Origin of the sequence: Actinophytocola sp. (assembly GCF_045807065.1) — a bacterium.
Classification (GTDB): Bacteria; Actinomycetota; Actinomycetes; order Mycobacteriales; family Pseudonocardiaceae; genus Actinophytocola.
Genome location: NZ_JBJMIE010000817.1, coordinates 1 through 12,050, shown reverse-complemented (window position 1 = coordinate 12,050; position 12,050 = coordinate 1). Strand labels below are relative to the sequence as shown.

8 protein-coding genes are annotated in these 12,050 nt (G+C 68.5%); 3 read left to right on the top strand and 5 right to left on the bottom strand.

Annotation, left to right across the window (positions count from 1 at the left end):
* From ACJ73U_RS47195 to ACJ73U_RS47185, 3 genes are all read right to left on the bottom strand, one after another.
* A partial coding sequence (locus tag ACJ73U_RS47195) for a DUF6603 domain-containing protein (protein WP_407784348.1) occupies positions 1 to 2,497 on the bottom strand: 2,497 nt, incomplete at its 3' end.
* Entirely contained in the window at positions 2,497 to 4,068 is a 1,572-nt protein-coding gene (locus tag ACJ73U_RS47190) for a M14 family zinc carboxypeptidase (protein WP_407784347.1), read from the bottom strand. The genes ACJ73U_RS47195 and ACJ73U_RS47190, both read right to left, overlap by 1 nt.
* 1 nt (position 4,069) lies before the next feature.
* Positions 4,070 to 4,336: a hypothetical protein gene (locus ACJ73U_RS47185; protein WP_407784346.1), complete on the bottom strand. Its 267-nt coding sequence runs from the start codon at positions 4,334 to 4,336 to the stop codon at positions 4,070 to 4,072.
* A gap of 509 nt (positions 4,337 to 4,845) precedes the next feature.
* Here ACJ73U_RS47185 and ACJ73U_RS47180 point away from each other — a divergent pair.
* Positions 4,846 to 7,458 (top strand): tetratricopeptide repeat protein, encoded by a 2,613-nt coding sequence (locus tag ACJ73U_RS47180; RefSeq protein ID WP_407784345.1) that lies wholly within the window; start codon positions 4,846 to 4,848, stop codon positions 7,456 to 7,458.
* Between the two features lie 24 nt (positions 7,459 to 7,482).
* Here ACJ73U_RS47180 and ACJ73U_RS47175 read toward each other — a convergent pair whose 3' ends face one another.
* Together ACJ73U_RS47175 and ACJ73U_RS47170 are read right to left on the bottom strand one after the other, a co-directional pair.
* The gene (locus tag ACJ73U_RS47175) at positions 7,483 to 8,397 is read right to left on the bottom strand and encodes a hypothetical protein (protein ID WP_407784344.1); all 915 of its coding nucleotides are present in this window, start codon (positions 8,395 to 8,397) and stop codon (positions 7,483 to 7,485) included.
* Positions 8,397 to 8,879 (bottom strand): peptidase inhibitor family I36 protein, encoded by a 483-nt coding sequence (locus tag ACJ73U_RS47170; RefSeq protein WP_407784343.1) that lies wholly within the window; start codon positions 8,877 to 8,879, stop codon positions 8,397 to 8,399. The genes ACJ73U_RS47175 and ACJ73U_RS47170 overlap by 1 nt, the downstream gene beginning before the upstream one ends.
* Before the next feature lie 320 nt (positions 8,880 to 9,199).
* Between ACJ73U_RS47170 and ACJ73U_RS47165 the strand changes: the two genes are divergently transcribed.
* Together ACJ73U_RS47165 and ACJ73U_RS47160 are read left to right on the top strand one after the other, a co-directional pair.
* Entirely contained in the window at positions 9,200 to 10,765 is a 1,566-nt protein-coding gene (locus tag ACJ73U_RS47165; protein ID WP_407784342.1) for a hypothetical protein, read from the top strand.
* Positions 10,766 to 10,807: 42 nt separating this feature from the next.
* Positions 10,808 to 12,050, top strand: a 1,243-nt coding sequence (locus ACJ73U_RS47160) for a hypothetical protein (RefSeq protein ID WP_407784341.1), incomplete at its 3' end; no start/stop codon positions are given.

Here is a 12,050-nt window from a genome sequence, read left to right as displayed (position 1 = left end):
CGAACGCCTTGAGTGAGACCCCGGCGGACACGTGCACGACGAACGAGAACGGGGAGAACCGGAAGAGCGCGTCGAAGCCGAGGTGGCCCTCGATGCCGAAGTCGCTGAAGCCGAGCCGCAGCTCGGCCTTCGCGCCGAACTGGACGGTGTTGCTGGTGATGGCGAAGTAGCCGGACACCCGGATCAGCTGGCCAGGCGAGTTCAGAATGTCCACGGACAGGCGCGGCGGCACCGGGAACGGCAGCGGCGGCGGGGTGAACGCGGGGTGGAAACCGCCGACCGACAACACGAAGTCGGGGTCGTCGCCCCAGCCGACGAGCAGGCCCATCCCACCGTCGATGGTCATGCTGAGGATGCGTGAGTCGAACAGCCTCGCGAAGAACCACAGGCGTGACCTGTCGACCTCGAGCGCCCCGACGAAGCTGACCCGCAGCACCAGCAACGGGATGTCCTCGCTGGGCAGTACACACTCGAGCACACCGAGAATCGCGATGTTGCCGGGTGGAACCTCGACGATCACCCCGAGCGAGACGCTGACCAGCGTCGGCGTGCCCCAACCGATCTTCGCCATCGGGCCGACGAGGAACGTGCCGTCCTCCGGCGGGAAGAACTTCCGCAGATCACTGATGATCCGCGGCGCGTTGGCCACCACGTCCTTAGGGAACATCACCGACTGGATCGATCCGGTGACCACGCCCTCGACCAACGCGTCGAGGTCCATCCGGCGGTTCAGCCCGAGAATCCCGCCGACGCCGAGCAACGTGAACCCGAACCCGAGCTGGATGCCACCGCCGCCGAACTCGGCACTCAGCACGATCAGGAGCGAGAAACCCTTGCTGCCGTCCGGCATCCGAGTCGTGATCAGCCCGATCGCCTTGACCTCGACGATCCCGGCGAACTCCAGCTCCAGCGCCCCCGCGTACTCCCCACGTACCGGGTCGTAGGACAGGAACCCGCCGCCGGAGACGATCCCGGCCTCGACCGACAGCCCCACCCCGGTTGGCGGCTTGAACGCGAAGTCCAGCTGTGCCGGGCCGACGTTGCCGCCACCGTCCGGAAAGGACAGTTCGACGAGCACACCCATGCGGTCCACGACCGAGTTGACCGGACCGAGGGCCGCCGAGAGCCCGGAGGACAGCTCCAGCGTCGGGCCCTCGGGAGCGAGGCGCATCCCGAGGTAGATCTGCGGAATCTCCACCGCGCCGAGCCGCACGTGTACCGGGATCTGTGTCTCCAGCCCACCGCTGCCGCGGAACTGGAGACCGTGTTCGGGGTCGATGGTGATCGCGAGGTCGAACGCGGCCTCGAGCTTGACGCCACGCAGCAGTTCGGCGATGAACCCGTCGGCGCCGGCCACGTCGATGACCAGCCTGCCGCCGGTGAGTTCGATGTCGAGCACGGGTCGCGCACTGACCCCACCGGCGTCGGCGCCGAACGCGACACCGAGTGCCACATGTACGGCCTCGACGGTCAACCGGGTGCCGGTGGCGGTCCCGATCAGCACGATCGGGCCGGTGCCGGTCGGGGTTCGGTCGAAGGTCACCGACACCTCGCCGTGGACGTTCGGCGCCGGTGTCTGCGGCCGCAGGGTCGCGGGTGGCTCGATCCGCAGGACCGGACCGAGGTTCAACGCGCCGCTGCCATGCAGGTGGGCTGCCCATGTCCTGCCGAACGGCAACGGGAGGTCGAGGCCGCTGAGGTCGAAGATGTCGAGCAGCAGATCGAGCAGCGTCGGCGTGCCCGGTGGGGTCGCGAGGACCGGGTCGAGTCGGAAGAGGTATGCGGCGAGCTCCGGGCGACCGTCGGGGCCGGTCAGCAGCACGGTCGGGATGCCGACCGCGCTCGTGAGGTCACGCAGTCTGCCGAGCAGCAGCCGTGCGTCCAGCGCGGCCGTGGGGGTGCCCCAGCCGTAGAGCGCGGTGAGTGCCCGCAGTGGGTCGCTCAGAAAGACCCGCAGCCGGTCGAGCCGGAGCTGCCGGTGCTCGTAGGCAGGCCGGTCACCGTCGGGTGGCACCACGGTGTTGTCGACCAGCCCGAACAGGGCCAATGTGGTGCCGAGCGCGGGACGCTTCTGCAGCAGGTAGGTGACCGAGGTGAAGCCGACCAGCCGCTGGGGCAGGTCCGCGAGGACCGCCTGTATCGGTGCGCTGACCGGGCCGGCACTGGTGACGGCTGCCGCCACTGCCCCGGCCATGGCCCGAACCGCGGCGTACGCGCCGCCCAGCACCAGCACCAGTTCGCCCAGTGCGGCGGCCGCGGCGTCCTCGCCCGCGTTCTCGGCCTCGAGCAGCGCGGTGACCTTGGCGGGGACCGCGGCGACGACGTTCAGTGCCGAGCTGACGGCGTCCCGGACGACGGGCGACGTGGCGACCGAGGGCGGCACGGGCAGGCCGACCTCGGCGAACAACTCGACGGCCTGCCCGGCGGTGAGGCGTTCCGTGAGCGGCTCGAGCATCTTCCCGACCTCGACGGCCAGGCGTGCCATGGTCCCGGCCATCAGCGACCTCCCCCTTCGGCGCCGAAGATCCGGCGCAGCGCGGCGGCGAGTGGTCGGATCACCAGCACCCGTACCGTCTTCCGTGCGCGGGGGTGGACGTCCAGGTACCGGGCCACCGCCGGGCTGAAGCTGTAGTAGACGCGGTTGAGCACGTCCGCGACCCGCGCGCCACGTGGGGTGGCGCGTAGCCGTTCGTCCCGCAGTGCCCGCAGGTACTCGACATCCGGGTGGTCTTCCGTGCCCATCGCGGCGGTCGCGATGAAACAGCCTGCGGCCGCCGCCTGGAGCAGGCCGAACAACGCGGCGTGGATCTCTCGGTTGATCTTCCTGAAGTGATTTTTTTGGTCGTCGTAGGAAGGGTGTTGACCCTGTTCGTCGGAGTGCCCGGTCTCGAGGGTGTATGCGAAGATCGGTTTGCGTTCTGGGTGGACGAACTGCCGGCTGCACGCGTAGTCGTCCGAGCAGCCCGAGTTCGGACCACCGCCGACAGGCAGGTAGAGAAATGCGCTCTGCCCCACCGTGTAGTTCGAGTAGTGCTGTTGTGGGGTCGTCACCTGCGGATCGTGGTGGCCGGTCGCGGCAAGCATGATCGAGCCGCGCATCACCCGCGCGATGAGTTCAGCCCTGGAACGGATGCGGTGCGGCGGATCATCTGGCAGGTATTCCTTGTAGTCCGTGATTCCCTGCATCGGCGGCGTCGCCCACAAGGCGTCGTCGGACTTGAGCCCGTCCCTCTTGCCGATGAATTTCGGGTCCGGGCTGTCAAAGCGCATGGCCGGGTCGTCGCCGTCCTCCTCCATGCCCCAGGAGAACAGAATCTTGCGACCTTCCATGTGCACATCGACGAAATAGCGGATCGGCAGTGTGTCGAGGAGTTGTTGGACGTGGCTGACCTCCGGCTCGGTCACCAGCTGATGCGTGGTCGGGTGCCTGTCGCCCCGGTAGGTATCCTGAGAGGATTGCGTGCCTGCCGGCTCGCTCCCGCCGTACCGTTGCTTGTACAAGGCCACGTCGTAGTACTTCTCGAACTCGCGGATGATGTCGAAGTTCCGGTTGAGATCGACGCCGTATGGTGCGTTGGCCGGCCCCCTGCGGTTCTTGCGCCAACCGATCGGGGTGGGATGGCTGAGTTCCCATTCCCGGCCGTCCGGGTTGACGTTCGGGAACAGGTACAGATCGACCGCGCTGATGATGGCGTTCACGTCCGACGCCTTCATCCGCCACTCGCGGTAGGCCACCGGCGGCCCGTCGTTTGGTGCGACGGTCATCGCGGGAAACACGACGTCTGTGCCCGTGTCGTAGGACACGAGCAGGTTGCGGGCAAAGGTCACCAACGCGTCCGGCGGTGCCCACTCGTTGGCGTGCACCCCACCGATGATGAGGACGGCCGGCCTCTTCGCACCGCTGCCGTTCGCGATCTTGATGTAACTGTGTTCCTTGCCACGGGCCGTTTTCGTGCCGAAAACCGTTCGCTGGCACAGCGGTCCGTACGTGGTGGCGAGATCGGCCAGCGCGGCCTCGATCTCGCGTGGACGCAGCGGAACCTTGATGTCCTGGTACGGCGGAGGCATCTCAGGTCCCCAGCTCTTCGTCGTCCGGCGGACTGACCGCCGCGGCGACCTCGCTGAGGAACTGTTCGACCTCGTCGGTGCTCATCAGCACCTCGACCTCGCAGCCGCGTGCCTCCAGTTCGGGAATCAGCGACTCGGGACCATGGCCGGAAATCTGATAACGATCCGCCGCCAAGCGCTCGACCGTCGAAACGCGGATGTCCAGCCCCTCGATCTCCTCAGGACCGGGCAGCGAGCCGGCAGGCGCGGAAATTCGCAGCAGAGCCATCGTGTCCTCTTCGGATTCCATCCGGAAGGGAGCAGGCGTGCTGTCACACTCGCGCTCCCCAGAACCGCCGTGCGTACCTGAGTGAGCATCCTCTCCCGCATACCTGACGTCAATCAGATGAAGGAGCCTTCGCCTCATCGGGCAGCCGTGCATATTGCCTGTCGCCTTGTCCGCGAATCAGAGATTCACGCAAGCTGACAATATTTGAATTTTCGAGTCACGCCGTGGAATGTCGGTAGGAAGGTTACATTGTTCGTGGTCTCGTATTGTTGTACGTGCAATTCCGGCACTCGTCGTATCTACCCTCCGACGGGTGGACGACACACGTTTGCCGCCCGTTCCATCGGTAACAGGCGTGCCTGCAGCGCCTCCGGGGTCAACGCGTTGTGCTTGCCGAAAACGTCGTATATGCAGGTCAGCGGTGATGGTACTCGTTGAGAATGCCGCCCAGTTGGTGCCGTTGGCGGATGTCGAGGTGATACTGGTCGCAGGGAAGGGGGAGACCAGTCATGTCACTCTCACGAGAACCAGCGGTCACATTCGCGGTGCTGCCCGATCCCGGGCAGGCGACCACCCTCGACGGTCTCGTCGAACGGTTGCGGTTGTTGAAGGTCTGGGCCGGTGATCCCTCCTACGGAACCATCAAGGATCGCGTCAACGCCGCCTGGGCGGCAGAGGGCCGGCCCGCCGGTGAGCTGGCGGGCAAGACCACGGTCGTGGACTGTTTTCGGCTCGGCCGGCGACGGGTGAACACCGAGCTGGTCGTGGCGGTGGTGCGGACGCTGCATCCGGACACCGGCTACGTGGCGCAGTGGCGCCAGGCGCTCCAGGTCATCAGCGGGGAGAGCACGGCGGCCTCGCAGGTCCGGGTCCAGGACAGCCTGCCGAAGGACCTGGCCGCGTTCACCGGCCGTACCACCGAACTGAACCGGCTCTGTCAGGCCCTGGCCGACAACCGGCAGGATGGCGGTGCGGTGGTGATCTCCGCCATCGAGGGCATGGCCGGTGTCGGCAAGACCCAGCTCGCCATCCACGCCGGACACGTCCTCAACCAGCAGCAGCCGTTCGACCGGGTGCTGTTCGTCAACCTCCGTGGGTTCCACCCCGACCCCACCCAACCACCCGCCGACCCCGCCGCCGTCCTGGACGGCTTCCTGCGTCTGCTCGGCGTGCCAGGCCACACCGTTCCCCACGACATCGAGTCCCGCGTCACCCTCTACCGAGAGCGGCTGGTCGGCACCCGCGCCCTCGTGGTGTTGGACAACGCGTTCTCCGCGGACCAGGTCCGCCCCCTGCTCCCCGACGCTCCCGGCTGCCTCACGCTGGTCACCAGCCGACGCGGCCTCACCGACCTGCGCTCCGCCGTCCACCTCGCGGTCGATGTGTTCACCCCGGAAGAAGCTCTGCGCTTCCTCACCCGGACCGCACCAGGTGTTCCCCTCGGCCCCGACCCCGACGCCCCGGAACGCATCGCCCGGCGCTGCGGCTACCTGCCGCTGGCGTTGGGTCTACTCGCCGCGCACATTCGCGCCACACCCGGCTGGACACTGACCGACCACGCCGACCGGCTCGACGAGCGCCACCAGGACCGGCGCCTCGACACCGCGGTCGAGCTCGCCCTGGACCTGTCCTACCACCACCTCCCCACCGACCGGCAACGGCTGCTGCGACTCCTGGCGCTGCACCCCGGCCAGGACTTCGACGCCCACGCCGCCGCGGCCCTGGCCGACACCGACCTGTCCACCGCCCACACCCACCTGCGCCTCCTGCACGACGACCACCTGCTGCAACAGGGCACCCCCGGCCGATACACCTTCCACGACCTCATCCGCGCCCACGCCACCACCCGAGCCCACGACGAGGACCGCCCACCCGACCGTCGCGCCGCCCTGACCCGCCTGTTCGACCACTACCTCGCCACCAGCGCCGACGCCATGAACACCCTGCACCCCGCCGAAGCCCACCACCGGCCACGGATCCCCCCGGCCGGCACCCCCACCCCCGACCTGACCGACCCGGACACCGCGCGCGCCTGGCTCGATACCGAACGCCCCACCCTCGTCGGGGTAGCCGTCCACACCGCCGGCCACGGCTGGCCCACCCACACCACCCGACTCGCCCGCACCCTGTACCGCTACCTCGACAGCGGACACCACACCGACGCCCTGACCGTGCACGGTCACGCCGGCAACGCCGCCCGCGACAATGGCGACCCGACAGGACAGGCCCACGCCCTGACCAGCCTGGGCGGCACCCACTTCCGGCTGGGCCGGTACGGGCCGGCCGCCGAGCACTTCCAGCGGGCGCTGGACCTGTTCCGGCAGACCGGTGACCTCGCCGGCCAAGCCCGCGCCCTGAACAACCTCGGCATCATCGAGACGATGGCCGGCCAGCACCAGGCCGCCGCTGACCGCTACGTCCTGGTCCTGGTCCTGAGCCGGCAGGCAGGCGACCGGATCGGTGAAGCCCACACGCTGAACAACCTCGGCATCGTCGAGCTGCGGCTCGGCCGCCACCAGGAGGCCACCGACCACCACCGGCAGGCCCTGGCTCTGTTCCGGCAGATCGGTGAACGGACTGGCGAAGCCCACACGCTGATCAGCCTCGGCAGGGTCATGCTGCGGTCGGGCCGCCACCAGGAGGCCACCGATTACTACCGGCAGGCCCTGGCCCTGTCCCGGCAACTCGGCAACCGCGACGCCGAAGCCTGGACGCTGGACGGCATCGGGATCCTCCGCACCCGCCTCGGCCAGCCCGTCCAGGCCGTCGAACACCACCAGCAGGCCCTGACGATCTTCCGCGAGACCGGCGACCGGGACGGCGAAGTGTGGGCGCTCAACGGTCTCGGGGAAGCCGTCCACACCGCTGGTCACCCTGCCGACGCTCTGGCCCGCCACACCGCCGCCCACACCGTCGCCGCCGACATCGGTGACCGCGAGCAGCAGGCCCGTGCCCATGCCGGCCTCGGCCACGCCCACCGCACCCTCGGCGACCGCACCCACGCCCGGGAGTACTACCACCATGCCCTGACCCTCTACACCGACCTCGGCATGCCGGAGGCCGACGAGATCCGTGCCCACCTCACGAGCGTCGACGACAGCGACCACGACCAGCGAGAATGAGTCCGGGGCCTGAACTCGCCGCAGTCAGCAGACCGGCGCGCTGTGTCCGGTGATCCTGGTGGCGTGCTGGGACGCGGCGCACTGCAGTGTGGCCAGTTCGTTCAGCTCCTCCCGTTGCTCGGCCGGCAGTGACCGGGCCGCTTCCCGCCGCACCGCCAGGTCGGCGGCCGGCACGTGCGCGCGGATCGCGCATTCCCCGTCCGCGACGGCGGTGGCCGTCTCCCGGGCTCTGAGCGCGGGCGTCGAGCCGTGCCCGGTGTAGGCGGCCGACAGGTCCTCGATGGCCGCTTCCGGTGTGGGGTAGGGAAAACCGGCGGCGGCCATGCAGGACGTCCAGCGCGCGTTGGCCCTGGTCAACGCAGGAGCCTCGCGGGTCCGGTCGCGGAGCACGTTGTCGATGACGGGCGGGACGGAGACGACCCTGGCCCAGCGGTTGACGTCGCCGTAGAGCTCGGTCCGGCTCTGCGCGATGCAGCCGTCACCCGGGAACGTGTGGAGCGAACCGTCGGGCAGCCGCAGTTCCTGGCGGTGCCGGGGATCGCCGAACAGGGCCCGCTCGTAGGCCGGCTCACCGGCGTCCGGGTCCGGTGGCGGTTGGCCCCCACCCGACGAGCCCAATCCGTAGCCGACGGTTCGGCGACGCGGCAGGTCGGCTGCCCGCTCTTCGTCGGATCCGTTGGGTGGCAGCGGTTCGTGGCGCAGGTAGGTCAGTCCGCGTGCGGTCATGCACCGTTGTGTCAGCCGTTCCTCGGCGACGTCGAGCTGCTGCTCCCTGGCCGGCTGGTCACCCGAGCCGGTGACCAGGTCGAGCGCGACCGGGCTCAGTGCCGGACCGGTGCCCGGAGTGGTGCTGGCCTGCGGCGCACACGCGCAACAGGCCAGCACCACCAACCCGGCGAGCACCGCGACGAGCCGGTGCGACACCGTTGCTCGTGCCACTAGGCGCACTGGAACCATCGGTGCGAGCCGAAGCGGTCGTTCGCGGGGGCGCCGTCGCTCATGTTGTTCAGCGTCAGGTTGGCGAGATAGCTGCCCCGCCGCAGTGGCAGCGTCGCGCCGGACATCCCGGTGTTGTCGTAGAAGATGATGTTGCAGTGCGCGCCGTGGTTGTAGACCGACGACGCGCAGTTGTTCCAGGTCTTGCTGGCGCGGTCGCCGCAGCTGGGGTGCGGGTACCGCGTGTAGTCGCTCTCGTTGTCCTCCCATTGCCCGGGCCCGTCACCGAAGTCGGCGTTGACCCACACGCACACGCGCCCCAGGAGGCAGTCGGCGAGTCCGGTGGCGGCGGCCGGCGCGGTGACGGACGCGGCTCCTGGCGAACCCGCCGCGGGTGTGGCGGCAGCCGGGCCGGCGGTGAACAACAGTGCCGCGATCGCGATCCCGGCGGTGACCACACCGCGGCCGCGTGGGAACAGTCTCATGCGTAGCTTCCTCTCCTGCACCAATCGATGTGTTGTCACAGTCCGCCCTCCGTCGCCGCCATGCGGAGATCCCGACCGAATCCGAACGCCGGTACCGGGAGCGGTGTTCGGATTCGGTCGGGATCCATCGGCGGCGCCCATCGGTGCAGAACGGTGGGCACAAGCGGGCGACCGACACCCGCCCGGACACATCAACCGAATCGCAGGGGACATCCATGCGCTCACCACATCGCCCGTCGAGCCGACGGGTGCGGTCCTCGAGCACCCGGACATTCCGAGGGATATTCCTGCTCGCCGCGACGGCACTGGCATTCATCTCAGTGCTCAACGGTCCGGCGGCAAGAGCCAACACGCCCGACGGATCCACCTACACGACCGACTCAGGGGTCACCAACGGCACCTCGGCCGCCGGCAACCCGAATCCCTCCCGGATCACCGACGAGTCGTGGTGGCTGATGGAGCAGTTGCTGTCGCTCCAACCGGGCTCGCAAGACGGGGGGATCTACGCCAACAAACCGGGCTATCACAACACCAGAGACGCCAACTCCGCCGGGAACTACTCGATCCGGGACCCGGAAGACCTCGGTGGCCCGTCCGACAAGGCCGCGGCGTACGACTGGACCTTCCCCGACGCCCAGGATGGGAACTACGCCACGATCTCGACATACTCGAAACGTCTGCTGGCGTCCGGTCAGGATCCCAACGATCCCCGGATGGACGGGTGGAAGGAGTTCTTCGGTCAGGCGGACAACGACGGTGACGTCGAAGGGTGGGACTTCCGCCGCGACCAGAGCTCGTCGTCGGACAACTCCCATCTGTGGCACATCCACCTCAGCGAGGATCGCGACAAGACCACGAGTCTGGACAACAAGCGCGCGGTGCTCAGTGTCCTCAAGGGTGAGACGGTCGCGCAGTGGCGCGGCACCAACCGGCATGCGGTGGGCGTGGACGTCGCCGATCGGCTGCAGGTCTTCACGACCGGGGCGGACGGCGCCCCGTACCTCCGCTACCAGACCACGACCGGCGGCGAATGGAGCGGCTGGACCGCCATGACCGGCAAGGTCACCGGGATGGCGGCCGTCAGCAACGCCGATGGTCGGCTGGAGGTCTTCGGCACGGGCACGGATGGTGCGCCGTGGCACAACTACCAGACCTCGGCCGGTGGTTGGAGTGGCTGGATCAGCATGACGGGCAAGGTCAGCGGCATCGCGGCTGTGCGCAGTTCAGACGGACGGTTGGAGCTGTTCGGGACGGGGACCGACGGCGCGCCGTGGCACAACTGGCAGCTCACTCCCGGCGGCGCGTGGAATGGCTGGGTGTCCATGACGGGCAAGATCAGCGGCATCGCGGCCATCAGCAACGCGGACGGCCGGTTGGAGGTGTTCGGTACTGGTACGGATGGTGCGCCGTGGCACAACTACCAGACTTCGGCCGGCGGCTGGAGTGGCTGGATCAGCATGACCGGCAAGATCAGTGGCATAGCGGCGCTGCGGAGGACGGACGGTGCGCTGGAGATCTTCGGGACCGGCACTGATGGCGCGCCATGGCACAACTGGCAGCGCACGCCCGGTGGCGCCTGGTACGGCTGGGTCTCCATGACCGGAAAAGTGAGCGGCATCGCGGCCCTCAACGATGCCGACGGCCGGATGGAGATCTTCGGCACCGGCACGGATGGCGCGCCGTGGCACAACTGGCAACTCACGCCCGGTGGCGCGTGGAACGGTTGGGTGTCCATGACCGGGAAGGTCAACGGAATAGCGGCCGTGCGCAACACGGACGGCCGGCTGGAGATCTTCGGTCTCGGCACCGACGGCGCGACGTGGCACAACTGGGAACAGTCCCCGGGATCCTGGAGCGGCTGGTACAGCCTCGGTCGCCCCATCTGATCCACAGCGCCATTCACGAGGCATCACAGAGGGAGACGACCAATGACCTTGATGAGACGATTATCGACGACTACCGCGGTACTGGCCGTGCTGGGAACTGTCGTGCTCGGCCTTGCCGGAGCGGCCACCGCGGCGCCGCCGGACCCGACACCGCCGCACGTCCCCCTGCCGGCGGAGGTCACCATTCCCACACTGGCGGCGACCGCCGCGTGCGACCTGGTCGGTACCAACGCCGGTGACACGGCGATGGCGAACACGCTGAACCCGACGTTGACCAAGGACATGCGCGGCAACATGAGCGCCTACCGGGCCTCCTGCGCGCGGCGGGTCGTCCAGGCGGTCCGGGACCGTGGTCTGGACCGCAAGGCGGCGGTCATCGCGATCAGCACGGTGATCGTGGAGACGCATCTGCAGAACATCAGCGAGGAGGTCGACCACGACAGCCTGGGCCTGTTCCAGCAGCGGGCCTCGTGGGGGACTGCGGCGCAGCGTCTTGACCCGATCTGGGCGACGAACGCGTTCCTCGGTTCGATGTTGTCGAAGTACCCGAACAACAGCTGGATGAACGCGAGTTCCGACGCCGAGATCGGCGCGGTCTGCCAGCGGGTCCAGGTGTCGGCCTTCCCGGACCGGTACGCCAGCCAGGTCAGCGACGCGAAGATCATCGTCGACTACCTGTGGAGTTCGTCCGGCGGCACCCACCGGTACGCGGTCGCCGCGGACGCCGACGATCGGCTGGAGATGTTCACGACCGGCGCCGACGGTGTGCCGTACTTCCGGTACCAGGCCTCTCCTGGCGGCGCCTGGAGTGGCTGGACCAGCATGACCGGCAAAGTCACCGGTCTGGCGGTGGCAAGCAATGCGGACGGCCGGTTGGAGCTGTTCGGGACCGGTACCGATGGTGCGCCGTGGCACAACTACCAGACCTCGGCCGGTGGTTGGAGTGGCTGGATCAGCATGACGGGGAAGGTCAGCGGCATAGCGGCTGTACGCAGTTCGGACGGTCGGTTGGAGCTGTTCGGGACCGGTACTGATGGCGCGCCGTGGCACAACTGGCAGCTCACTCCCGGCGGTGCGTGGAATGGCTGGGTGTCCATGACGGGCAAGATCAGCGGCATCGCGGCCATCAGCAACGCGGACGGCCGGCTGGAGGTCTTCGGCACCGGCACCGACGGTGCGCCGTGGCACAACTACCAGACCTCGGCCGGCGGCTGGAGCGGCTGGATCAGCATGACCGGCAAGATCAGTGGCATAGCGGCACTGCGGAGGACGGACGGTGCGCTGG

Bases quoted from the DNA above. Each gene is read 5' to 3' on its own strand.
- ACJ73U_RS47190 (WP_407784347.1), bottom strand. From the start codon at position 4,068: ATGCCTCCGCCGTACCAGGACATCAAGGTTCCGCTGCGTCCACGCGAG.
- ACJ73U_RS47185 (WP_407784346.1), bottom strand. From the start codon at position 4,336: ATGGCTCTGCTGCGAATTTCCGCGCCTGCCGGCTCGCTGCCCGGTCCT.
- ACJ73U_RS47180 (WP_407784345.1), top strand. From the start codon at position 4,846: ATGTCACTCTCACGAGAACCAGCGGTCACATTCGCGGTGCTGCCCGAT.
- ACJ73U_RS47170 (WP_407784343.1), bottom strand. From the start codon at position 8,879: ATGAGACTGTTCCCACGCGGCCGCGGTGTGGTCACCGCCGGGATCGCG.